Source organism: Streptomyces sp. (assembly GCF_035645055.1).
Classification (GTDB): Bacteria; Actinomycetota; Actinomycetes; order Streptomycetales; family Streptomycetaceae; genus Streptomyces.
In genome coordinates, this window is record NZ_DASQNH010000099.1 from 44,425 (window position 1) to 66,377 (window position 21,953).

The following is a 21,953-nucleotide window of genomic DNA, read 5'->3' on the forward strand; positions in this document are numbered from 1 at the left end:
GGCTGAAGCACATGTCGTACGACGTCGAGAAGCCGGACGAGCAGTGGCGGGCGGAGCTGAGCCCGGCCGAGTACGCCGTGCTGCGCCAGGCCGCGACCGAGCCCGCGTTCACCGGTGAGTACACGGACACCAAGGCCAGGGGCGTCTACTCCTGCCGGGCCTGCGGCGCGGAGCTGTTCACCTCGGACACCAAGTTCGACTCCCACTGCGGCTGGCCGTCCTTCTTCGACCCCAAGGACACCGACGCGGTCGAACTGGTGGAGGACCGCTCGCACGGGATGGTGCGAACGGAGGTGCGCTGCGCGCGCTGCGGGTCGCACCTCGGGCACGTCTTCGAGGGGGAGGGTTACCCGACCCCGACCGACCAGCGGTACTGCATCAACAGCATCGCGCTGAAGCTGTCCGCCGAGGAGAGCTGACCGCCGAGAGAGCTGACCGCCGAGGGCAGCTGAGCTGACCGGTGACCGCGCGGTGTCAGGCCGCGCGGTCGGCGCTGGGTTTCGGCGCGCGGGCGGGCTCCCGGTCCTCCCCGGTCGGACGGCCCAGGATCCAGTTCAGCAGCGGGCCCGCCATCGCCGTCGTCACCACGGCCATGACGACCATGAGCGAGTAGAGGTCCTGGCCGAGGATGCCCAGTTGCAGGCCGACGTTCAGGACGATGAGTTCGGTCAGGCCGCGGGTGTTCATCAGGGTGGCCAGGGCGGTGGACTCCCGGACCGGCATCTTGTTCAGGCGGGCGGCGGCGAACGCGCCCGCGAACTTCCCGCCGATGGCCACCACGAGGATCAGCGCCAAGTCGCCGAGCCCGCTCGCGTCGAGCCCGGACAGATCGACTTTGAGGCCGGCGACCAGGAAGAACACCGGCAGCAGCAGGGTGCCGCTCATCTGGCCGAGGCGGTCGTGGACGTCCTCGCGCAGCTGCGCGGTGCCCTGGCGCGGCAGGATCACCCCGAACAGGAACGCCCCGAAGATGTAGTGCAGGCCCAGCCACTCGGTGGCGGCGGCCGACAGCAGTAGTCCGGCGAGCACGCAGGCGAACACGGTCGGGGTGAGCCGGAGATCGGTCCGGCGCGCCATGATCCGGCGCAGCAGGGGGCGTACGACGAAGAACATGCCCAGCAGGTAGGGCACGGCGAGCAGGATCCGCCACTCCTCGGAACCGGCCGAGCCGCTGAGGGCGACCACGGCGGCGAGCAGGGACCAGGCGAGCACGTCGTCGATCGAGGCGCAGGCCAGCGCCACCACGCCGAGCGGGCTGCGGGACATGCCCCGGTCGGTGAGGATCCGGGCCAGCACCGGGAACGCCGTGATCGACATGGCGATGCCCATGAAGAGCATGAACGCCGTCCGGTCGTCGGCGGCGTGGTCGTTCAGCAGATAGAGGGCCAGGGCCGCGCCGAGTCCGAAGGGCAGGAGGACGGAGCTGAGGGAGACGGTGGCGGCGAGGCTTCCGATGCCCCGGATCAGCGTGGCGTCCCACTCCAGGCCGATGATGAACATGAAGACGGCGATGCCGACCGCGGCGAGGGCGCCCAGCAGGGGCCGTATGTCGTCGGGGAAGAGGGCATCGGAGATCGCCCCGTGGAACAGGGTCGGCCCGAGCGCGATGCCGGCCAGCACCTCGCCGATCACCGCGGGCTGACCGAGGCGGCGCGCCAGCGCGCCGAGCAGCCGGGCCAGGATCACGAGCACGGCGAGACCCGCGAGCAGTGCCGTGGTCTGTTGAGCGGTCATGTGGTCCGTCTCCGTCCGTCGCGGTCGGCAGAACTGCCTGGGGCGAATCCTTGCCTCTGCGTCCGCGCGGTGAACCGGTCGCGAAAAAGGGCCGAAAGCAATGAGGGCGTGCAGGGGCGCATGGCGGGCCGGGCGTGCTTCCGAGGGGGGAGGGTCATGGGGACCGCCGCCTCCGCGCTCCGGCCTGACGGAATGTCACCGGACGGACGTCTCCCGAGGGTTCTGAAAGGCTGGAGCGGGGTTCCGGTATCACGGGCGCACCGGCAGCCGGACGGTGAACTCCGTCCGGCCCGGCGCACTGGCCACCGCGATGGTGCCGCCGTGCGCCCGCACCAGGGAGCCCGCCACGGACAGGCCCAGGCCGCTGCCGCCCCGGTCGCGGCTGCGGGCCTTGTCCACGCGGTAGAAGCGGTCGCAGACCCGCTCCCGGTCGGCGGCCGGAATACCGGGTCCCGCGTCGGTGACCCGGATCAGGGCCGCCCCGGCCGTGACCGAGGCCGCCACGCACACCTCGGTCCCGGCCGGGGTGTGCACGGCCGCGTTGGTGAGCAGGTTGTCCAGCACCTGCCGGATCCGCTGCGGATCGAGCCGCAGCCGCATCGGCCCCTTCCCGGTCCGCACGGTCAGCGGATGGTCCGGGTGACCGGCCCGGAACGCGTCGGCGGCCTGCTCCACCAGTTCGGCCGGATCGGCCTCCGTCATCCGCAGCGGTGTCTCCGCCTCGGCCGCGTCGAGCCGGGCGAGCAGCAGCAGATCGTCCAGCAGGACCCCCCATCCGGGCGGCCTTTGCGCGCAGCCGTGCCAGATGCCGTTCGCGTTCCGCCGGCTCGTTTGCGGCGGCGTACTGGAACGGGTCCGCGTAGCCCCGCACGGACAACAGCGGGGTGCGCAATCGTCAGGTCGCCGACCCGCAGCACCGACCGCTGGACGCGCGGTCCGGCGCTGCGCCGCAGCACGGTCCGCAGCCGGGCCATCAGCTCCTCCACCGCGAACGGCTTGACCAGGTGGTCGTCGCCGCCGCGGGTCAGCCCGGCCACCCGGTCGGCGACGCCGTCGCGCGCGGTGAGGAACACCACCGGCACCATGGTGCCCGAGCCGCGCAGCCGGTCCAGGACGCCAAAACCGTCCAGGTCGGGCAGCATCAGATCGAGCACCACGATGTCCGGGCGGAACTCCGCCGCCCGGCGCAGCGCCTGCTCGCCGGTGTTCGCGGTGACCGCCTCCCAGCCCTCGTAGCGGGCGACCGTGGCGACGAGGTCGGCGATGGGCGGATCGTCGTCCACGACGAGGAGGCGCACTCTTTCCACCCGGTCATAGTGCGCGATCCACCCGGACGGACCAGTCCGGGGCGGCGCGCGGACACCGATCGATACACCCTTGAAAGTTGTACGACAGGAGATCGACAGCTCCGGGCGGACAAGCTCGGTGTCCTCAGGTCCGATCCACCGGGTGCCCGCGGGCCCCGACCAAGGAGTTGGCATCCGTGACGACCGTCCAATCGCCTCCCCGGCCCCGCACGGCGATACGTCCCAAGGTGGTGGCGCGCACCGGGCTGTACGCCGTGCTCGCCGCCAACGCGGCCGTGGTCACCTTCTTCTTCGTCCAGGCCGGATTCGCTTCCAACACCCTGATCCTGCTCGGCCGGCTGGCCGGCCTGTACGGCGCGCTGCTCATGGCCTTCCAGCTGCTGCTGGTGGCCCGGCTGCCCTGGCTCGACCGCCGGATCGGCATGGACCGGCTCACCCTGTGGCACCGCTGGACCGGCTTCTCGCTGCTGTGGACGCTGCTCGCGCACGCCGTGTTCATCACCTTCGGCTACGCGGACTCGTCCGGGCTGGACCCGGTGAACCAGCTGGTCGACCTCGCCGAGACCGTCGAAGGCGTGCTCCGCGCGGTCGTCGCGCTCGCCCTGATCCTCGTCGTCGGCACCGTCTCGGCCCGTTTCGCCCGGCGCCGGCTGGCCTACGAGACCTGGCACTTCGTCCACCTCTACACCTACCTCGCGGTCGTCCTCGCCTTCACCCACCAGGTCGCCGTGGGCACCACGTTCGTCGCCTCGCCCGCCGCCACCGCCTACTGGTGGACCGTGTGGACCGCCGCCCTCGGCTCGGTGCTGCTCGGCCGGCTGGTGCTGCCGCTGTGGCGCAACCTGCGCCACCGGCTGCGGGTCTCGGCCGTCGTCCCCGAGAACGACGACGTCGTCTCCGTCCACATCACCGGCCGCGACCTGGACCGGCTGCCCGCCCGCGCCGGCCAGTTCTTCCTCTGGCGGTTCCTCACCCGCGACCGCTGGTGGCAGGCCAACCCGTTCTCCCTGTCGGCGGCGCCCGACGGCCGCACCCTCCGGCTCACCGTCAAGGCGGCCGGTGACGGGAGCGCCGCCCTGCGCCACCTGAAACCCGGCACCCGGGTCTTCGCCGAGGGCCCCTACGGGGCGTTCACCGCGCTGCACCGCACCCGCCCCGACGCGGTCCTCGTGGCGGGCGGCGTCGGTGTGACCCCCATCCGGGCGCTCCTGGAGGAACTGCACGGCCACGCCGTCGTCATCCACCGGGTCGCCACCGAGCGGGACGCCGTGCTCCACGACGAGCTGCGCGAGCTGGCGCACGCCAAGGGTGCCGAGCTGTACCTGGTCACCGGCCCCGCCACCCCCGACAAGCTGGCCCCCGCCGAGCTGGCCCGGCTCGTCCCCGACATCGCCGACCGGGACGTCTACCTCTGCGGCCCGCCCGGCATGACCGCAGCGGTCCGGCGCAGCCTGCGCGACCTGGGCGTACCGGCGCCGCAGATCCACTTCGAGCGCTTCAGCCTGGCCGGCTGAGAGGCCCGACGAGAACGGCTGGAAGAGGAGAACACGTGAAGCGAGCACTGCCCGTCCTGGTCCTGACCGTCGCCGGACTGATCCCCGTCTGGCGGTACGCACCGTCACAGGAAGCCCCGTCGTCCCCGGATGAGACCGTCGCCGCCCCGACACCGTCCGCGACGGCCCCGCCCTCTCCCTTCCCTTCCTCGTCTTCCTCCTCCGCCGTGGTGGCGGGCTCCACCGTCCCCACCGAGAAGGGCGATGTGCAGGTGGAGGTGACGTTCGAAGGGGAGCGGATCGCGTCGGTGCGCATGCTGCGGCAGCCGGATCATCCGCAGACCACCAACGCGGTACCGGTGCTGATCGAGGAAACCCTGGAGGCGCAGAGCGCGGACATCGACTCGGTGACGGGTGCGACCATCACCAGCGAGGGCTACAAGGAGTCGCTGCAGGCCGCGCTCGACGCGAGGAGAGCCTGACGTGCGGCGCGTCGAGCAGGTGATGGGCTTTCCGGTCTCGCTGCGGATCGACGACCCCGAGATCCCGGAGGGGCTGGCCGACCGCGTCTACGCCTGGCTGCGCGAGGCCGACGAGCGGTTCAGCCCGTTCCGGCCGGACAGCGAGGTGTCCCGGCTGGACCGGGGCGAGATCGCGCCCGGGGAGATCAGCGACGGCCTCGCCGAGGTGCTGGCCATCGGCGAGCGGTACCGGACCGCCACCGGCGGCGCCTTCGACGTCCGGGTGCCCGGCCGTGGCCTCGACCCGTGCGCGGTGGTCAAGGGCTGGTCGGTGCAGCGGGCGGCGGATCTGCTGACCCGTGCGGGGGTACGGCGGTTCTGTCTCAACGCCGGGGGCGATGTGGTCGTCGCGGGCGGACCCTGGCGGATCGGCGTACGCCACCCCGAACAGGCCGGCCGGGTGTGCGCGGTGCTGGAACTCACCGCGGGCGCGGTCGCCACCTCCGGCCGCTACGAGCGCGGCGACCACATCCTCGACGCCCGCACCGGCCGCCCCGCGACCGGCCTCCTCGGCGTCACCGTCGTCGCCCCCACCCTCACCGAGGCCGACACCGTCGCCACCGCCGCCTTCGCCCTGGGCCCGGCCGGCGTCGCCTGGGCCGCGGGGCGGCCCGGCTGCGAGGTGTACGCGATCGACGCGGAACGCAGGGTGCGGCGCACGGCGGGAGTCCCGCTGGCGGGGGCGGCGGCGGAGGCGGGAGCGGCGGCCTGAGGGGCTGGGGCCGGAAATCGCTCGATGCCCGGCCGGGCGCCGCGGTCCACTGCGCGCATGAGTCCGACGGCGGAGGTCTTCCTGGACGAATGCGCCCCGGTGCGCGCCGGGCTCCGGGAGCTGGCCGAGCCGACCTGCCGGCCGGACCGTACCGTCGACCAGCCCGCCCGGCACATCGGCAGCCGCCCGGACTGCGTCGAGGCAACTGCCCGGCGGGCGGCGGGAATCGGCGGCGGTCTGTTGATCTGGTAGCCGTACAACCGGTCTAGACTCTCCCCGCAACGGCCCGCCGCCCGGCGAGAGCGGACAGCAGCTGCCAAACCCGAAGGGTGTCCGGCGATTTGATACGGATAGATTCAGTCACCAAGCGATACCCGGACGGCACGGTGGCGGTCGACCGGCTGTCACTGGAGATCCCGGACCGGTCCATCACGGTCCTGGTCGGACCGTCGGGCTGCGGCAAGACGACGACCCTGCGGATGATCAACCGGATGATCGAGCCCAGCGAGGGCACCATCCTCCTCGACGGGGCCGACATCCGGCAGCGCCCCGTCAACGAACTGCGCCGCTCCATGGGCTACGTCATCCAGCACGCCGGGCTCTTCCAGCACCGCACGATCGTCGACAACATCGCCACCGTCCCCCGCCTGCTCGGCCGGCGCAAGTCCGAGGCCCGCGCCCGCGCCCGGGAACTGATGGAGCGGGTCGGTCTCGACGCCTCCCTCGCCCGCCGTTACCCCTACCAGCTCTCCGGCGGTCAACAGCAACGCGTCGGCGTGGCCCGGGCCCTGGCCGCCGACCCGCCCGTGCTGCTCATGGACGAGCCGTTCTCCGCCGTCGACCCGGTCGTCCGCAAGGGCCTCCAGGACGAGCTCCTGCGCCTCCAGGACGAGCTGGGCAAGACGATCGTCTTCGTCACGCACGACATCGACGAGGCCGTCAAGCTCGGCACGATGGTCGCCGTCCTGCGCACCGGCGGCCGGCTCGCCCAGTTCGCGCCGCCCGCCGAGCTGCTGTCGAACCCCGCGGACGCGTTCGTCGAGGACTTCCTCGGCGCCGACCGGGGCATCCGCAGGCTCTCCTTCTTCTCCTCCGCCGGTCTCGACCTGCTGACCACGCCGATCGTCGCCGTCGACGCCACCGCCGAGCAGATCGCCGCCCGCGCCGCCTCCGGCACCCCCTACCTCTTGGTCACCGGCGTCGACGGCAAGCCCCTCGGCTGGGCCGAGCCGCACGACCTGACCGCCGGGCAGGTGCGGCCGGAGCGACTGCTGCCGTGCGGGCGGCCGTTCGCGGCCGGCACGGACTCGCTGCGCTCCGCGCTGGACTGCGCGGTGCTCTCGCCCACGGGCTGGGCCGTCGCCGTGGACGGCGAGGGCCGGGCGGCCGGGGTGGTCTCCCAGCAGTCCATCGCCGAGGCCATCCGCGGCGCCCACGCGAACGACGCGCAGCCCGCGAGCGCGGGAAAGCCCGTGCGGGACGGTGAGCCCGCGAGCGGCGAAGTCGCGGAGAAGGCCGCGCGATGAGCGAACTCTTCGACCTGCCCAGCGATCTCCAGAACAGCTACCTCGGCCTGGTCGTCCTGCACTTGCGCATCGCCCTGCTCCCGGTGCTGGCCGGACTGCTCGTGGCGCTGCCCATCGCCCAGCTGTGCGTACGGCTGCGCTGGCTGTACCCGCCGGTGCTGTGGGTGACCACCGTGCTGTACGCCGTCCCGTCGCTCGCCTTCTTCGTCGTCCTCATCGACTACACCGGCCTGAGCGAGCTGACGGTGATGATCCCGCTGACCGTCTACAGCCTCGTGGTGTTCGTCCCGGCGCTCGTGGACGGCGTCCGCTCGGTGCCCCGCGAGACCCTCGACGCCGCCACCGCCATGGGCCTGGGACCCGTACGCCGCTATCTCCAGGTGCAGTTGCCGATCGCGGCCCCCGCGGTCATCGCCGGCCTGCGGGTGGCGTCGGTGTCGAGCATCTCCCTGGTCAGCGTCGGCATGCTGATCGGCAACCAGGGAGCGCTCGGCAACCTGCTCAACAGCGGCATGATCTACCACCAGCCGCGCCTGATCTGGCTCTCCGTCGTGGGCACGGCCGTCCTCGCCCTCCTGGTGGACGCCGCGCTGATCCTGCTGCGGGCGCTGGTGACGCCCTGGATGCCGAAGGGTGCCGTCCGGTGAACGTACTGACCTTCGTCGAGGCCTTCTTCAGCGACAGCGCCCACTGGCAGGGCTATGACGGCATCCCCACCCGGCTCCTCGAACACGTCCGGTACACGCTGATGGCACTCGGCATCGCCGCCGCCGTCGGACTGCCGATCGGCCTGCTGACCGGCCACACCGGGCGCGGCGGCAACACCCTCGCCCTGATCGCCACCGCCGCCCGCGCCCTGCCCAGCTTCGGCCTGATGGTGCTGATGTTCGTCATCCTCGGGCTCGGGCTCGCGCCGGTGATGATCCCGCTGGTGGTGCTCGCCGTGCCGCCCGTCCTGGTCACCACCTACGAGGCGATGCGCTCCGTCGACCCGGCGCCGGTGGACGCCGCCCGGGGCATGGGGATGAGCGAGGCGGGCGTGCTGCTGCGGGTCGAACTCCCGGTGGCGCTGCCGCTGATCCTCAGCGGGCTGCGCTCGGCGGCCATCCAGATCGTCTCGACGGCGACCATCGCGGCGTACGTCAGTTTCGGCGGCCTCGGCCGGTACATCGTCGACGGCCTCTATCAGCGCGACTACGAGAAGGTCGTGGGCGGCGCCACCCTGGTCGCCGCGCTGGCCCTGGCCACGCTGGGCGTGTTCTGGGCGGCGGGCCGCCTGGCGGTGTCCCGGGGTGTGCGCCGCAGCGGCTGAACCTCGAGGATGCGGGGATCCGGCAACCCGGGGATCCAGTAACCCGGGGATCCGGGGACCCAGGAACCCGGGGACTCCGGGGGCCGGCCGGCCGCCGGGGACGGAGGACTCCGGGGGCGGGGGCGCTCAGCTCTCGGCGCGCGCCAGCGCCAGTCGCAGCACGACGAGCAGCGCGTCCCGCACCGAACCGCGCTCCCGGGCGTCGAACACGACGACCGGCACGTGGTCGGCCACGTCGAGCGCCCAGCGCACCTCGTCCAGCGAGTGCGCGACCCGCCCGTCGAAGGCGTTCACGGCGACCGCGAACGGGATCTCCCGGTGCTCGAAGTAGTCGACGGCCGCGTAGCAGTCGTCGAGACGGCGGGTGTCGACGATGACGAGCGCGCCGACCGCGCCCTCCACGATGTCGTCCCACATGAAGCCGAACCGCTCCTGCCCGGGCGTGCCGAACAGATACAGCTTCAGCGTCGGATCGATGGTGAGGCAGCCGAAGTCCATGGCCACCGTCGTGGTGGTCTTGCGCGGGGTGTGGCTCAGATCGTCCACCCCCGCCGCGACCTCGGTGATGGCCGCCTCGGTGGTCAGCGGCTCGATCTCGGAGATCGAACCGACCGCGGTCGTCTTGCCCACCCCGAAACCGCCCGCGATCACCATCTTCACCGGCAGCGGCGGCAGCTCAGTCGGTGTCACGGAGTACCCCTCGGGAGTCGGGGATGGCCCGCAGGCCATCGATAACCCTGCGCAGGACGGACGCGTCATGGGTGGCGGCCGTGTCCGGCACGTGCACCGCCAGATGCCCGGCGGCCCGCAGATCCTCCGCGAGCACCCGGACGACGTTCAGATGCAGCCGCAGCCGGGCCGCGATCTCCGCGAGGGACTGCGGCACCGCGCACACGGCGACGATGTCGTGCCGCTCGAAGGAGAGCCGGCCGAGCGCGCCGAGCCCCTCCGCGGTGGCGATCACCTGGGTCTCCACCGGTATCGGCCGCTCGGCCGCGGTCTCGCCCGCGCCCGCCACCCGGCCCGCGGTGACCAGGAACGGGCGTACGGCGGGGACGGGGCCGGCCGGGTCCGGCTCCTCGTCCGGGCCCGGGGGCGGCGGAAAGCCGTCCGCCATGGGTGGTCTCTTCCTCTCTCGGCCGGGCGGTGCCCGGTCAGCCCGCCGGTGTCGCGCCGACGCTGTTCTTCAGCTCCAGCACCAGCTGGGGGCTGAGCGCCGCACCGGCACGGTTGGCGAACAGCGTCATCTCGTACGCGATGTTGCCCAGCTTGGCCTCCTTGTCGGCGACCACGCCGAGCACGGCGCCGCTGCCGATCGCGGAGACCAGGACGTGGCCGCCCTCCAGATCGATGATGACCTTGTTCAGCGCGCCCAGACCGTAGTTGCCGGAGGCGCCGGCGGCCAGGCTGGTCAGGCCGGAGACGATCGCCGCCAGCCGCTCCGAATGGGCTCGCTCCCGCAACTGCGCCACCGCGATCAGCAGCCCGTCCGAGGACACCGCGATGGCGTCCACGACGCCCGCGGTCTCGGTCGCGAAGCGGTTGAGCAGCCAGGTGAAGTCGGCTGCGGCGGCCCGCAGGTCGTCCGGTGCGGTGTCTCCGGCGGGAGTGCCGCCTGTCTGCGTGCTCAACTCTCCGCTCCTTCCGGTGGGTTGGCCGAGGGATCGGTCGAGGGGTCGGTTCGGGGGTCGGTCCTGGTGTGCGAGTCGGGGGTCCCGGGGGCGGTACGCGAGGTGTCCGGGCGTCCGCTGTCGCGGTGAGCGCGTTCGACGGCCGCCTCGAACTCCTCCAGCGCGTCACGCACCGCTTCGGCGTCGGCCGGGGGCAGCGCCGGGCGGACGGAGTGCCGGTCGGCACCCTCGCCGAGCGTCGTCCGCAGCGTCGCGCCGCGCACCCGCCGCCGCAGCGGCCGGGCCCCGCCGCCGGGCGGGGCGGACTCGGCGCGGGCCCGGGGGATGAGCGGGGCCTCACCGGTGCCGCCGGCGGCGGGCGCACGCCGGGGGAGCCGGCGGGGGAGCGACGCCGTGCCGTCACCACCACGGACTTCGGCATCGGAGGGCGAGCCGGTTCGCGGCCGCGCGGATTCGCGGGCCGGTCCTTCGGGCCGTACGCCACCCTGAACGGCCGTGTCGCCGGTGTCACCACCGGCGTCGCCGGTGCCGCCGGTGCCGCCCGTGCCGCCGGTCTCGGCGGAGGCGGTGGCGGCGGGGCCGGCCTCGACAGGGGCGGCCGCGGCGAAACCGGTGCCGGCGAAACCGGTGCCGACGAAACCGGTGCCGACGAAACCGGTGCCGGCGGAGCCGGTGCCCGCCGGACCGCCCGCGGACAGCACCGGCCGGACAGCCGGGAGCGCCGGGTCGGGCGTCAGCAGCAGCGCGGGCGGGAGAGCGATCTCGGCGGTGACGCCGCCGCCCGGGGTGCGGGACAGCGTGACCCCGATCCCCCAGCGGCGCGCCAGCGTGCCCACCACGAACAGGCCGAGCACCTTCGTCGGCACCAGGTCGAGCCGTTCGCGGCGGACCAGCCGGGCGTTCTCCTCGGCCAGCCGCTCGGTGCTCATGCCGAGGCCGTGGTCGGCGACGGTGACCGCCGCCCCCTCCGGGCCGCCCTGCACGGTGACCTCGACGGCACTGCCGGCCGGCGAGAACGACACGGCGTTCTCCAGCAGTTCGGCCACCATCAGGGTCAGGTCGCCGACCACGTCGGGCTCCACCATGACCTCGGTCCCGGCGTGCAGCTCGACCCGCTGGTAGCCCTCGATCTGCCCGAGCGCGGCCCGTACGACGTTGGTGAGCGCCGCCGGCCCCGCGTCGAGGACGGTCTCGCGGATGCCGGCCAGCAGCATCAGGCTGTCGGCGTTGCGGCGCAGCCGGACCGCGATGTGGTCGATGCGGTAGAGGCGCTCCAGCAGCGCCGGATCGGTCTCGCCGCGCTCGACGGCGTCGATCAGGGCGAGCTGGCGGGTGGTCAGGTTGCTCACCCGGCGGCCGACGTTGCCGAACATCTCGGCGACGTTGCGGCGGCTGAGTACCTGCCGTTCCAGCAGCGCGGCGGCGGTGCTCTGGACGTGGTTGAAGGCGTCGGCGAGGTCGCCGATCTCGTCCCTGGCGATCACCGGCACCTTGCTCAGGCGCAGCGGGGCGTCGTCCTCGGCGTCGTCGTCGGCGACCCGGGCGAGTTCGCGTCCGGCGACGTCCGCGACGGTGCGGGCGGCGCCGGTGAGCGCCTGGACCGGCCGGACGACGGAGCGCCGTACCACCACCGCGAAGCCCAGCCACAGCGTGAAGCCGAGCAGGGCGAGGCCCAGCAGCAGGGCCGCGTTCCACCAGGCGTCGGTGGAGGCGGCGTCGGCGCGGTCGGCGATCTGGTCGATGAGCGAGGCGGTGATCTCCAGCCGGGTGACGGACTGGTCGCGGTAGGCGGGGTAGGCGGCCAGCGCCTCGTTGAACTTCTCCCGGATCCGCTCCGGCGTGCCCGCCTGGAGTCCGCTGGGGTCGATCGCCAGCTCCGCGTAGTGCCGGCCGATGACGGCCTGGGCCGCGCTGTGCTCGATGCCGCGCAGCTCGGCCGTCTGCGCCTCGGTGGCGAACCGGCCGAAGCGGTCGGCCTGGTGCTGGTACAGCTCCTGGAAGCCGACCGCGTTGACAAACTCGATCAGCGCGTTGGAGTCACCGGTCGTCGCGGAGAACACACTGGTCTCGAAGGAGCTGTGGGCGGCGTCCGCGCGCAGCAGCGAGTCCAGCAGATTGCCGGTGAAGGTGGCGGCGAGGGCCGGGTCGCGGTCCAGGGCGAGCCCGTCGATGAGGCCCTTGGCGGCGCCCGTGTACGCCGGGTCGATGTTGTCCGCGGGCAGATAACCCTGCTCGATGGTGGCGCGCAGGCTGTCCAGACCGCTGATCTCCCGCAGCGCCCGCGCCTCGGTGTCCGGCAGCCGGTCGCCGAAGGTGTCGCGGACCTTCTCCACCTGGGCGTCGACCGCGTGCTGGGCTTCGCGGTAGCCCTCCAGGGAGGGTTCGGTGCCGGAGCCGGAGGCCTCGTGGCGCACGGACAGCAGGATGGCCTGCTGGTGCTCGGCCTCGACCCGGTCGACCAGGGCGGCGACCTGGGTGCTGTCCCGGACGAGCCGGGCCGCGTCCGCCGCGTCGTGCGCGCGGATCACCTCGTCGATGATCAGGTGCAGGAGCACGGCGGCGAGCAGCGCGAGCGGCACCCCGACCAGGAGGTTGAGCTTGCGGCGGAACGGCCAGCGGTCGACGAGGCCCCGGATCCCCGCCTCGTGCGTGGACATCGGGCCTCCTTCACGACCACCATGACCGGCTCTGATCGACTCCTGATCGACTTCTGGTCGACGCGGACGTGTGTGACGGGCGTCAACTTCCGGGAGACTACCGCCTCTTGTGGAGATCGATCACGACTGCACGTCAAGAATCCGTTACAACCCGCTCAGTTTTCTTGAGAGTTCGTTCGCTCTTCACACACAACGTGCCGGTCGGGGTGGTCGAACCGGCCACTTGTTGAAGGCGATTGTGATCAGGTGTCACTTGACTGACCGAAGACGCGCTGGATTGGATCGACGGCAGCGCAACGCCACCACTCACCGAGCCCGGAACGGGAACCGTGACTTCTACCGTGAAGAGCAGCTGGTCCAGAACGAGACTCCGCGGCACGGCCGCCGTCGCGCTCGCCGCCACGGCGGCGTTGCTGACGGGCTGTGGCTCCGAGGACAAGGCCGACGACCCGCTCGCGGGGGAGAAGGCGGACGGCGGCACCGTCGTCGTCGGCTCCAACAACTTCGCCGAGAGCATCCTCCTCGCCGACATCTACGGCGAGGCTTTGAAGGCCAAGGGCATCGAGGTCACCTACAAGCCGAACATCGGCAGCCGCGAGACCACCTACGGCCTGCTGAAGAACGGCTCGATCACCGTGCTCCCGGAGTACAACGGCTCGCTGCTCGCCTACCTCGACCCCAAGGCGGAGCAGAAGTCCACCGAGTCGGTGAACGCCGCGGTCAAGGCCAAGCTCGACCCCAAGCTGACGCTGCTGGAGTCCGCGCCGGCCGAGGACAAGGACTCCGTCTCGATCAACGCCGAGACGGCGGAGAAGCACGGCCTGACCGCGCGGTCGACGCTCGCCGACCTCAAGGACATCGCGCCCGGCCTGGTCATCGGCGGCTCGCCCGAGTTCCAGACGCGGCACCAGGGCCTGCTCGGCCTGGAGAAGGAGTACGGCCTGAAATTCAAGTCCTTCAAGGCGCTCGACGCCGGGGGACCGCTGACCCAGGCCGCGCTGGCGAAGAACACCGTGCAGGCGGCGGACATCTTCACCACCGACCCGACCATCACCAAGGAGAAGTTCGTCGTCCTCCAGGACCCGAAGAACCTCTTCGGCTTCGCCAACGTGACCCCGCTGGTCCACAAGGGCGGCCTGACCCAGGAGGGCGTCGACGCCCTCAACGCGGTCTCCGCCAAGCTCGACACCAAGACGCTGCTCGACCTGGACACCCAGGTGCAGCTGGAGAACAAGGACCCGCTCGACGTGGCCAAGTCCTGGCTGAAGTCGGTCGGCCTCGGCTGACCGAACCCCCACCGATGAGCACCGCCACGGACGGTCCCGCCCCTCCGGCCCGAGGGCGCGTGGCCGTCCACGGAGGGCAGGGCCGCCGGCGTCACCCTCGACGGGGCCGGACTCACCGCCGGGGACGTGGTCCTGCTCGCCGACGGCGCGGCCGTGCCGGTGCTGCCCGCCGAGGCCCTGGCGCGGGTCCGGCGTTCCTGGCGGGCGGCCCAGCGCTGGCCGCCGCGGGGCGGATGTACGGGCGCGGCACCGGTGCCGGCGCCCACCGTTCGGTGGTGGCCGGCGCCGACGACGAGGCCGGGCACGGGCTGCGGCTGCTGCGCAGCCACGCGGGCGGGCGCGGGGGCCCCGCTGCCCGCCCGGCAGGTGCGCGCGACGCTCGCCGTGCGCACCGACCAGCTCCTCGCCGGCGGCTCCGGCATCCACCCCGGACGTCGTCCACGGCCTGGCGCAGGCGCTGCGGTGGGCCGCCACCCGGCGGCCCTGGAGTACGGCGGCCTGGAGTACGGCGGCCCTGGAGTACGGCGGCCCTGGAGTACGGCGGTCTCGGTACCGGCGACCTCACGGACCTGGCGGAGACCGGACCGGCGCTGGCCGGGGAGCGCCCCTGGCTGCCGCACGGCCCCGGCCCGGCCCCCGCCCCCGCCTCCGTCCCCCTGCGCCCCGGCGACGCGCTCGGCCTGCTCAGCGGCAACGCCCTCGTGCTCGGCCGGACGGCGCTCGCCCGGCACGCCCTGGACACCCTGCTCCGCGCCGCCCACGCAGGCGCCGCCCTGCCGCTCGCCGCGGTGTCCGGCTCACCGGAGGCGTACGCGGCACCGGTGCACGCCGTGCGCCCGTATCCGGCGCGGCCCGCGCCCGCCGCCGAGGTGCGACGGCTGCTGGGGCCGGCGGAACGGCCGTACGACGGTGGCCGCCGGATCCAGGACCCGTACGGCTTCCGGGCCTTCCCTCAGGTGCGCGGCTGCGCCCTGGACGCCGCGGGGTCGCTGCGCGGGATCCTCGAAACGGAGATCGACTGCCCCTCGGCGAACCCGCTCATCGCCCCCGACGGCACCGCCGCCTTCCATCACGGCGGTTTCTGCGCCGCCCCGCTCGCCCTCGCCCTGGACGCCCTCGACCTCGCGGTGCTCCAGACCGCCCAGCTCTCCGCTGCCCGCCTCACCGCGCTCGGCCGCCCGGACCTCACCGGCCTGCCCGCCTTCCTCGCCACGGGCCCGGCCGGCTGCTCCGGCACGATGATCCTGGACTACCCGGCCGCCTCCGCCCTGGCCGAACCGCGCACCTGCGCCACCCCGGCCTCCGCCGGGCACGCGGTGCTCTCGCACGGCCTGGGAGGCCGCGAGTCCCGCCTCCCAGGCCGCCCGCCGGCGCCTATCGCACGGTCCTGGCCTGCGAACTGGCCACCGCCGTACGCGCTCTGCGGCTGCACCCCTCGCCGCCCGCCGTACGCGCCTTCACCATCGCGGCCGAGGCCCTGCCCGCCGGCACCGACGACCGCCCCCTGACCACGGATCTGGCGAGGGCGGGAGAGCTGCTGACGGGGTACTGGCGGAGCTGTAGCCGTACCCGCGCCCTGTGCGCCTTCTGCACCCTCTGCGGCCTGTGCCGGTAATCGCCCCCGCGTTGCGGGCGAAACCGGTCACGAGCGGTCATCTCGTGGACATCAAGGGTGGGTTTCCGGTCGGATCGAGGGTTTCCCCTGTATCCCTGTGACCTTCCCTTTGCCTATCGTTCGAGCACAGCTGACCCACAGGTAACCCCTTGCACAGCTGACGCACTTCGCGCCTGGCCGGCCACCGCGCTCGCTTTTCGGTAAGCCCCCCTCCGCTTCGACGACGAAGCGCCCGTCCGCCGCTCCGAGCTGCCCGGAGACCGGCCACGAAAGGCACGCCCTTGCGTACTTCCCCGTCCCTGCGACGCAAGCTGATATCCGTCGCCGCGGTCTCCGCGGCCCTGCTGACGGCCGGCACCGCCTCGGTCGCCGTCGCCCAGGAGCCCGCTCCCCAGGCCCCCGCCGACCTCGCCGCCCGCACCGAGGCCGCCCCCGGCGTCGCCGCCGAACGCCTCATCGTCGGCTACAAGCCCAGCGCCTCCGAGGCCAAGTCGAACAAGGCCGCCGAGGCCGACGCCGCCGCCAAGGGCAAGGAGGCCGGCGAGCAGCTGGACTTCCAGCGCCGCCTCGGCACCGGCGCCGCCCTGGTCGACCTCGGCGAGGACCTGACCAAGGCGGACGTCGCCGACGTCATCGCCGAGTACCAGGCCGACCCGCAGGTCGCCTACGTCGTCCCCGACCGTCTGAACAAGCCGCAGGCCGACCCGAACGACACCGACTACGCCAAGCAGTGGGACCTCTTCGAGGCCACCGCCGGCATGAACGTCCCGGGCGCCTGGAACACCACCACCGGCACCGGCGTCACCGTCGCCGTCATCGACACCGGCTACGTCGCCCACTCCGACCTCGCCCCGAACATCGTCGGCGGCTACGACTTCATCGCCGACACCGCCGTCTCCGTCGACGGCAACGGCCGCGACAGCGACCCCTCCGACCCGGGCGACTGGTACGCCGCGGGCGAGTGCGGCACGGGCATCCCGGCCTCCAACTCCTCCTGGCACGGCACGCACGTGGCCGGCACCATCGCCGCGGCCACCCACAACGCCAAGGGCATGGCGGGCATCGCGTACGGCGCGAAGATCTCCCCGATCCGCGTCCTCGGCAAGTGCGGCGGTTACGACTCCGACATCATCGACGCCATCACCTGGGCCTCCGGCGGCACCGTCTCCGGCGTGCCCGCCAACACCAACGTCGCCAAGGTCATCAACATGAGCCTCGGCGGCGACGGCGCCTGCACCAGCGCCACCCAGAACGCCATCAACGCGGCCGTGAACCGCGGCACCACGGTGGTCGTGGCGGCGGGCAACGACAACGAGAACGTGGCCAACCACTCGCCGGGCAACTGCAACAACGTGATCTCGGTCGCCGCGACCAGCCGCACCGGCGCGAAGGCCTCCTACTCCAACTACGGCTCCCTGATCGACATCTCGGCGCCCGGCGGCCAGACCAGCACCGGCACCGCGAACGGCATCTACTCCACGCTGAACTCCGGCACCAAGACGCCGTCGACCGAGTCGTACGCCTTCTATCAGGGCACCAGCATGGCCACCCCGCACGTCGCGGGTCTCGCCGCGCTGATGAAGTCGGCCAACACCGCGCTGACCCCGGCCCAGATCGAGTCGGCGATCAAGTCCAACGCCCGACCGCTGCCCGGCGCCTGCTCCGGCGGCTGCGGCGCGGGTCTCGCGGACGCGACCAAGACGGTGCAGGCGGTGAGCGGCTCCGGCGGCTCCACGGGCGGCACCACCTTCACCAGCACCACGGCCGTGAACATCCCGGACGCCGGCTCGGCCGTCGAGTCCCCCATCACCGTCAGCGGCCGCAGCGGCAACGCCCCCTCGGCCCTCCAGGTGGGCGTGGACATCACCCACACCTACCGCGGTGACCTGGTCATCGACCTGGTGGCACCGGACGGTTCCACCTACCGGCTGAAGTCCTCCAGCTCCTCGGACTCCGCGGACAACGTCCTCACCACGTACACGGTGAACGCCTCCAGCGAGGTCGCCAACGGCACCTGGAAGCTGCGGGTGCAGGACGTGGCCGCGCAGGACACGGGCCGGATCAACAGCTGGAAGCTGACGTTCTGATCGAAGTCTGAACGCCTCCCCGAACGGGCGGGCCGGACGGTGCGGATGGGCGCCGTCCGGCCCGCCTTTTGTGTGTGCCGCCTCCATAAGGAACCGCGCGTCCGGTCTGTTTCCCGGGCGCTTTTGTCGTGCGCCGGGCTCTCGGAGTGCGTCTTCACGCTCCCCGGTCTCGTGGGCCGCGCGGGGTGGGGGCTACGATGAACTGCGTCAACTCGCCCTCAACGAGGCGGGCGAGGAAAAAATGACGGGGTGGCACGTGCCGTAGAGGTGTGAGCTATCGTGTGCATCTGGTAAGTAAAAAACGGCATGGCCCGTTCTTTTCAGCCTGGAGAGTCGAGACGATGGCGAGGCAGCTACGCGCCGAACAGACCCGCGCGACGATCATCTCGGCCGCCGCCGACCTGTTCGACCGGCACGGATACGAGTCGACCAGCCTCAGCGACATCGTCGACCACGCCCACGTCACCAAAGGCGCCCTGTACTTCCACTTCGCGGCCAAGGAGGACCTGGCCCACGCCATCATGGAGATCCAGTCACAGGCCTCGCGCCGGCTGGCCCGTGAGGTGGAGGAACGGGACTGCTCCTCGCTGGAAGCCCTGATGCGGATCACCTTCGGCATCGCCCGGCTCGCCGTCGAGGGCCCGGTCGCCCGCGCGGGACTGCGCCTGGCCACCGCGGGCGTGGGACTGCGGCCACCCCTGCCGCACCCGTTCACCGAGTGGCTGGAGATCGCGTCCCGCAAGCTCCTGGGCGCGGTCAAGGAGTCCGACGTCCACCCGGACATCGACATAGACGCCGTCGCGCACTCCCTCGTCAGCTTCTTCGTCGGCACCAGGGTCACGGGCCGCTCCCTCGACCCGCTGGTGCGGCTGCCCCGCCGCACGGCGGAGATGTGGTACGTCCTGGTCCGCGGCCTGGTACCGGTGACCCGACGCCCGCGCTATCTCAGCCTGGTCGCGCAACTGGAGCGGGAGGCCAGAGCGGTGTGAGCCGCGGCCGGGGCGCCGGGAGCCGCGCGATACGGTGAGGCGCATGCCCGACATCGCCCCCGCGCCCGTGCTCCGCGCCGACCGGCCCGGCTCCTTCCCGCACGGGGTGCTGGCCGAGCGCCACCCCGCGATCATCCGGCAGGTACGGGAGTCCCTCCCGTACGACCCCGAACGGCGGCGCGCCCTCGACGCACTGCTGGCGAACTGCACCGAGGGCGTCGTCGAACCCCTCCCCGCCGACGCCCCCGACCTCGGGCACTGGCAGGACTGGGGCCTCGATCAGCATGTCGGCCAGTCCTGGTTCGATCTGCCCTGGCTGTGGTCCGAGAGCTACTTCTACCGGCAGCTCCTGCAAGCCGTCGGCTACTTCACCCCCGGCCCCTGGCAGGGCATCGACCCCTTCCGCCCCGTCAAGCTCGCCGAGCTGGACGCCCCGCAGACCGACGAGGAACTGGCCGCGCTCGACACCCTCGCGGACCGCCCCGCCGACGAACGCTCCCATGCCCTGCTGCACGGTTCCCTCTGGGGCAACCGCGCCGACCTCGGCTTCCGTCTCTCCGCCGAGGGCGCCGGCACCCGGGCCGCCGTCCCCGGTCTGGTCGCCGACGACAGCGAAGCCCTCTGGTCGCTGCTCCCGGCCTCCGCGGCGGGCGGCGGCACTCTCTGCCTGGTCGCCGACAACGCCGGCCGCGAACTCGTCCCCGATCTGCTGCTCATCGCCGACCTCCTCGACCGGGGTCGCGTCGCACGAGCCGTCCTGCACCTCAAGCCGCACCCCTACTACGTCTCCGACGCCACCACCGCCGACGTCCTCGACGCACTGCACCGGCTCGCCGTCGCACCGGGCACCGCCGCCGGGTACGGCAGGCGGCTGTGGTCGGCGATCACCGACGGCCGTCTCACCCTCCGCGCCCACCCCTTCTCCTGCGGCCCGCTGCCGTACGCCGAGATGCCGGACGACCTGCGGGCCGAATTCGCCGCCGCCACACTGACCGTGGTCAAGGGTGACCTCAACTACCGCCGCCTGGTGGGTGACCGGCGATGGCCCGCGACCACCCCCTTCGCCGACCTCACCGCGTACTTCCCCGGTCCCGTCGCCGCCCTGCGCACCCTGAAGTCGGAGGTGATCTGCGGCCTCGACGCCGGCACCGAGGCCGCGCTGACCGCCGCCGGGGGCGAGCACTGGCGGACCGCGGGCACCCATGCGCTGATCCAGGTCAGGGTTTGAGGGGTCAGGGCGCCACGGGCCGAGGCCTGACGGGGCGAGGCGTGACGGTCGAGGCGTGACGGTCAAGGCGTGATCCGCACCGGGAGCGACTTGATGCCGTTGATGAAGTTCGACACCAGACGTCTCGGCGCCCCCGCGGTCCGCAGCACGGGCAGCGCGCGCAGCGCCTCCCCGTACAGCACCCGCAGTTGCAGCCGGGCGAAGTGGGCGCCCAGACACACATGCGGCCCGTCCCCGAAGGACACGTGCGGATTCGGCGCGCGGCCCAGATCGAGCCGGTCCGGGTCGGTGAACACCCGCTCGTCCCGGTTGGCCGCCGCATGGCAGACGACCACCTTGTCACCGGCGCGGATCCGCCGCCCGGCCAGCACCGTGTCGCGGACGGCGGTGCGGCGGAACGTCAGCACGGGTGGATGCCAGCGCAGCAACTCGTCGACGGCCGAGGCGAGCGGCACCGCACCGGTCCGCAGCCGTGCGCACTCACCGGGGTGTTCCGCCAGCGCCAGCAGCCCGCCCGGTGCCGCGCCGCGCACCGTGTCGTTGCCCGCCACGGTGAGCAGGAAGAAGAACATCTCCAGCTCCGCCTCGCCGAGTTCGCCGTCCTGGGCGAGGGTGGTCAGCACGTCGTCGCCGGGGTGGCGGCGCTTGTGCGCGGCGAGCCGCTGAGCGTAGTCGAACATGTCCCGCAGGGCCGCGGGGGAGCGCGGATCGACCGGCCGGCCCCGCTCGTCCCGCACCGGGGGGCCCGCCTCGTCCGGGTCCTGGTAGCCGATCACCCGCTGGGTCCAGTGCAGCAGCAGGCCCCGGTCGCTGCCCGGGACGCCGAGCAGATCGGCCAGGTTCAGCAGGGCGTAGTCGTCGGTGACGGCGGTGACGAGATCGACGGTGCCGTCCCCCGAACGCGCCTCCTGAACGGCCCGCGCGAACAGCGTCCGGGCCCGCTCCTCGGCGACCGCCGTGAACCGCTCGATCCGGCCCGGGGTGAACGCCCGGCTGACCAGCCGCCGCAGCCGGTGGTGGTGCGGTGGGTCCTGGTTGAGCATCATGCGGCGGATGAACGGCAGGTCGTCCGGGTCCGGGTCCCGTATCTGGGTGGCGCCCAGACACGACGAGAAGGCCGTCGCGTCCCTCAGCACCCGCACCACGTCCGCGTGCCGGGTCACGGCCCAGAATCCGGGCCCGGCCGGCCAGCCCAGCACCTCGGCCTCCGCCTGCCAGGCCACCGGGTGATGGTCGCGCAGCAGGCGGTAGGCGCCGTAGGGAACCGCGGTGGCGTACTGCCGGGGGTCGAAGACGTCGGGCACGGGCGGGACGTCGGGCAGGGTCATACGGGTCCGTCCGTTCGCTCGTCGCTCCCGGCGTGGTCGTCCGCGTCCGCCCGGAGGAAGCCCTCCACCACGCGGACCGGCTCCAGCGGCGTCTCGTCCATCGCGTGGTGCCCCGCGCAGGGCGGTTCGTACAGCTCGGCGCGCGGATACCAGGCCAACCAGGTCGCCCGGGGCAGGTCCGCCGACGGCGCGGGGTCGAGCGCTCCGGCGAGGGCGAGCGCGGGGACCGCCGCGCCCTCCACCCGGTCGTGGAAGTCGTCCCGCGCCCAGGAGTCCAGCCAGGCGCGGAAGGCCTCCGGATCGCTGCACGCCAGGCAGCACTCCACCAGCCGGTCCGGGTCCGGCAGCAGCGGCGCGAACGCGGACCGGTCGGCGAACCAGCCGTGTACGGCGAACACCTTGTGGGCGCCGTCGCCGTGCCGTTCACGGGGCAGCGCGAAGGAGGTCATGGGCACCACCGTGGCGGGCGGCAGGAGGGTCGGCAAGGGCGCATGTCCGGGGAACGCGCATGCGAGGCGGGACATCCC

General features: G+C 72.8%; 22 protein-coding genes. 13 read left to right on the forward strand and 9 right to left on the reverse strand.

Annotation, left to right across the window (positions count from 1 at the left end; translation table 11 throughout):
* Positions 1-11: 11 nt before the first annotated feature.
* On the forward strand, positions 12-419 hold the full coding sequence (msrB, locus tag VE614_RS32020; protein ID WP_324945311.1) for a peptide-methionine (R)-S-oxide reductase MsrB: 408 nt from the start codon (positions 12-14) through the stop codon (positions 417-419).
* A gap of 55 nt (positions 420-474) precedes the next feature.
* On the opposite strand, the gene VE614_RS32025 is transcribed toward msrB, so the two are convergent.
* The 3 genes from VE614_RS32025 to VE614_RS32035 form a co-directional block, all read right to left on the reverse strand.
* The gene (locus VE614_RS32025; RefSeq protein WP_324945314.1) at positions 475-1,734 is read right to left on the reverse strand and encodes a cation:proton antiporter; all 1,260 of its coding nucleotides are present in this window, start codon (positions 1,732-1,734) and stop codon (positions 475-477) included.
* A 249-nt stretch (positions 1,735-1,983) separates the two neighbouring features.
* Positions 1,984-2,436 carry an ATP-binding protein gene (locus VE614_RS32030; RefSeq protein WP_324945316.1) on the reverse strand — a complete coding sequence of 151 codons (453 nt, stop codon included), beginning with the start codon at positions 2,434-2,436 and terminating at the stop codon, positions 1,984-1,986.
* The gene (locus VE614_RS32035; protein ID WP_324945319.1) at positions 2,433-3,041 is read right to left on the reverse strand and encodes a response regulator; all 609 of its coding nucleotides are present in this window, start codon (positions 3,039-3,041) and stop codon (positions 2,433-2,435) included. Before VE614_RS32035 ends, VE614_RS32030 begins: the two co-directional genes overlap by 4 nt.
* Positions 3,042-3,217: 176 nt before the next feature.
* Here VE614_RS32035 and VE614_RS32040 point away from each other — a divergent pair, with 176 nt between their 5' ends.
* The 7 genes from VE614_RS32040 (at position 3,218) to VE614_RS32070 (ending at position 8,605) form a co-directional block, all read left to right on the forward strand.
* Positions 3,218-4,555 (forward strand): ferredoxin reductase family protein, encoded by a 1,338-nt coding sequence (locus VE614_RS32040; protein WP_324945322.1) that lies wholly within the window; start codon positions 3,218-3,220, stop codon positions 4,553-4,555.
* A 35-nt stretch (positions 4,556-4,590) separates the two neighbouring features.
* Positions 4,591-5,016 carry an FMN-binding protein gene (locus VE614_RS32045; RefSeq protein WP_324945325.1) on the forward strand — a complete coding sequence of 142 codons (426 nt, stop codon included), beginning with the start codon at positions 4,591-4,593 and terminating at the stop codon, positions 5,014-5,016.
* Between the two features lies 1 nt (position 5,017).
* The gene (locus tag VE614_RS32050) at positions 5,018-5,767 is read left to right on the forward strand and encodes an FAD:protein FMN transferase (protein ID WP_324945328.1); all 750 of its coding nucleotides are present in this window, start codon (positions 5,018-5,020) and stop codon (positions 5,765-5,767) included.
* Positions 5,768-5,824: 57 nt separating this feature from the next.
* Positions 5,825-6,019 (forward strand): hypothetical protein, encoded by a 195-nt coding sequence (locus VE614_RS32055; protein ID WP_324945331.1) that lies wholly within the window; start codon positions 5,825-5,827, stop codon positions 6,017-6,019.
* An 89-nt stretch (positions 6,020-6,108) separates the two neighbouring features.
* Positions 6,109-7,293 (forward strand): ABC transporter ATP-binding protein, encoded by a 1,185-nt coding sequence (locus VE614_RS32060; protein WP_324945334.1) that lies wholly within the window; start codon positions 6,109-6,111, stop codon positions 7,291-7,293.
* The gene (locus tag VE614_RS32065) at positions 7,290-7,940 is read left to right on the forward strand and encodes an ABC transporter permease (RefSeq protein ID WP_324945337.1); all 651 of its coding nucleotides are present in this window, start codon (positions 7,290-7,292) and stop codon (positions 7,938-7,940) included. The genes VE614_RS32060 and VE614_RS32065 overlap by 4 nt, the downstream gene beginning before the upstream one ends.
* Positions 7,937-8,605 carry an ABC transporter permease gene (locus VE614_RS32070; RefSeq protein ID WP_324945340.1) on the forward strand — a complete coding sequence of 223 codons (669 nt, stop codon included), beginning with the start codon at positions 7,937-7,939 and terminating at the stop codon, positions 8,603-8,605. The genes VE614_RS32065 and VE614_RS32070 overlap by 4 nt, the downstream gene beginning before the upstream one ends.
* Positions 8,606-8,731: 126 nt before the next feature.
* Here VE614_RS32070 and VE614_RS32075 read toward each other — a convergent pair whose 3' ends face one another.
* The 4 genes from VE614_RS32075 to VE614_RS32090 are packed head-to-tail and all read right to left on the reverse strand — an operon-like array spanning position 8,732 to position 12,893.
* Positions 8,732-9,334 (reverse strand): GTP-binding protein, encoded by a 603-nt coding sequence (locus VE614_RS32075; protein ID WP_324945344.1) that lies wholly within the window; start codon positions 9,332-9,334, stop codon positions 8,732-8,734.
* Positions 9,282-9,722 (reverse strand): DUF742 domain-containing protein, encoded by a 441-nt coding sequence (locus tag VE614_RS32080; RefSeq protein ID WP_324945347.1) that lies wholly within the window; start codon positions 9,720-9,722, stop codon positions 9,282-9,284. The genes VE614_RS32075 and VE614_RS32080 overlap by 53 nt, the downstream gene beginning before the upstream one ends.
* Positions 9,723-9,759: 37 nt before the next feature.
* Positions 9,760-10,236, reverse strand: coding sequence for a roadblock/LC7 domain-containing protein (locus VE614_RS32085; protein WP_043504857.1), 477 nt, complete (start codon positions 10,234-10,236; stop codon positions 9,760-9,762).
* A complete protein-coding gene (locus VE614_RS32090) occupies positions 10,233-12,893 on the reverse strand; it encodes an ATP-binding protein (protein WP_324945354.1) in 2,661 nt (886 codons plus the stop codon). The genes VE614_RS32085 and VE614_RS32090 overlap by 4 nt, the downstream gene beginning before the upstream one ends.
* 329 nt (positions 12,894-13,222) lie before the next feature.
* On the opposite strand from VE614_RS32090, the gene VE614_RS32095 reads away from it, so the two are divergent.
* The 5 genes from VE614_RS32095 (at position 13,223) to VE614_RS32115 (ending at position 20,098) form a co-directional block, all read left to right on the forward strand.
* The gene (locus VE614_RS32095; RefSeq protein ID WP_324945357.1) at positions 13,223-14,179 is read left to right on the forward strand and encodes an ABC transporter substrate-binding protein; all 957 of its coding nucleotides are present in this window, start codon (positions 13,223-13,225) and stop codon (positions 14,177-14,179) included.
* A 275-nt stretch (positions 14,180-14,454) separates the two neighbouring features.
* Positions 14,455-15,687: an aromatic amino acid lyase gene (locus VE614_RS32100; RefSeq protein WP_324945360.1), complete on the forward strand. Its 1,233-nt coding sequence runs from the start codon at positions 14,455-14,457 to the stop codon at positions 15,685-15,687.
* A gap of 388 nt (positions 15,688-16,075) precedes the next feature.
* Positions 16,076-17,881 (forward strand): S8 family peptidase, encoded by a 1,806-nt coding sequence (locus VE614_RS32105; protein ID WP_324945363.1) that lies wholly within the window; start codon positions 16,076-16,078, stop codon positions 17,879-17,881.
* Between the two features lie 341 nt (positions 17,882-18,222).
* On the forward strand, positions 18,223-18,870 hold the full coding sequence (locus VE614_RS32110) for a ScbR family autoregulator-binding transcription factor (RefSeq protein ID WP_324945365.1): 648 nt from the start codon (positions 18,223-18,225) through the stop codon (positions 18,868-18,870).
* 43 nt (positions 18,871-18,913) lie between these two features.
* Complete coding sequence (locus tag VE614_RS32115; protein ID WP_324945368.1) at positions 18,914-20,098, forward strand: damage-control phosphatase ARMT1 family protein; 1,185 nt, start codon at positions 18,914-18,916, stop codon at positions 20,096-20,098.
* 62 nt (positions 20,099-20,160) lie between these two features.
* Here VE614_RS32115 and VE614_RS32120 read toward each other — a convergent pair whose 3' ends face one another.
* Entirely contained in the window at positions 20,161-21,426 is a 1,266-nt protein-coding gene (locus VE614_RS32120) for a cytochrome P450 (RefSeq protein ID WP_324945371.1), read from the reverse strand.
* Positions 21,423-21,875, reverse strand: a complete 453-nt coding sequence (locus tag VE614_RS32125; protein WP_324945374.1) for a hypothetical protein — start codon at positions 21,873-21,875, stop codon at positions 21,423-21,425. The genes VE614_RS32120 and VE614_RS32125 overlap by 4 nt, the downstream gene beginning before the upstream one ends.
* Positions 21,876-21,953: the final 78 nt, after the last annotated feature.

What these genes read in the sequence shown, in the direction of transcription:
- msrB (WP_324945311.1), top strand. Translation starts at nt 12, where the DNA reads ATGTCGTACGACGTCGAGAAGCCGGACGAGCAGTGGCGGGCGGAGCTG.
- VE614_RS32025 (WP_324945314.1), bottom strand. Translation starts at nt 1,734, where the DNA reads ATGACCGCTCAACAGACCACGGCACTGCTCGCGGGTCTCGCCGTGCTC.
- VE614_RS32030 (WP_324945316.1), bottom strand. Translation starts at nt 2,436, where the DNA reads ATGACGGAGGCCGATCCGGCCGAACTGGTGGAGCAGGCCGCCGACGCG.
- VE614_RS32055 (WP_324945331.1), top strand. Translation starts at nt 5,825, where the DNA reads ATGAGTCCGACGGCGGAGGTCTTCCTGGACGAATGCGCCCCGGTGCGC.
- VE614_RS32065 (WP_324945337.1), top strand. Translation starts at nt 7,290, where the DNA reads ATGAGCGAACTCTTCGACCTGCCCAGCGATCTCCAGAACAGCTACCTC.
- VE614_RS32075 (WP_324945344.1), bottom strand. Translation starts at nt 9,334, where the DNA reads ATGGCCTGCGGGCCATCCCCGACTCCCGAGGGGTACTCCGTGACACCG.
- VE614_RS32080 (WP_324945347.1), bottom strand. Translation starts at nt 9,722, where the DNA reads ATGGCGGACGGCTTTCCGCCGCCCCCGGGCCCGGACGAGGAGCCGGAC.
- VE614_RS32090 (WP_324945354.1), bottom strand. Translation starts at nt 12,893, where the DNA reads ATGTCCACGCACGAGGCGGGGATCCGGGGCCTCGTCGACCGCTGGCCG.
- VE614_RS32110 (WP_324945365.1), top strand. Translation starts at nt 18,223, where the DNA reads ATGGCGAGGCAGCTACGCGCCGAACAGACCCGCGCGACGATCATCTCG.
- VE614_RS32115 (WP_324945368.1), top strand. Translation starts at nt 18,914, where the DNA reads ATGCCCGACATCGCCCCCGCGCCCGTGCTCCGCGCCGACCGGCCCGGC.
- VE614_RS32120 (WP_324945371.1), bottom strand. Translation starts at nt 21,426, where the DNA reads ATGACCCTGCCCGACGTCCCGCCCGTGCCCGACGTCTTCGACCCCCGG.
- VE614_RS32125 (WP_324945374.1), bottom strand. Translation starts at nt 21,875, where the DNA reads ATGACCTCCTTCGCGCTGCCCCGTGAACGGCACGGCGACGGCGCCCAC.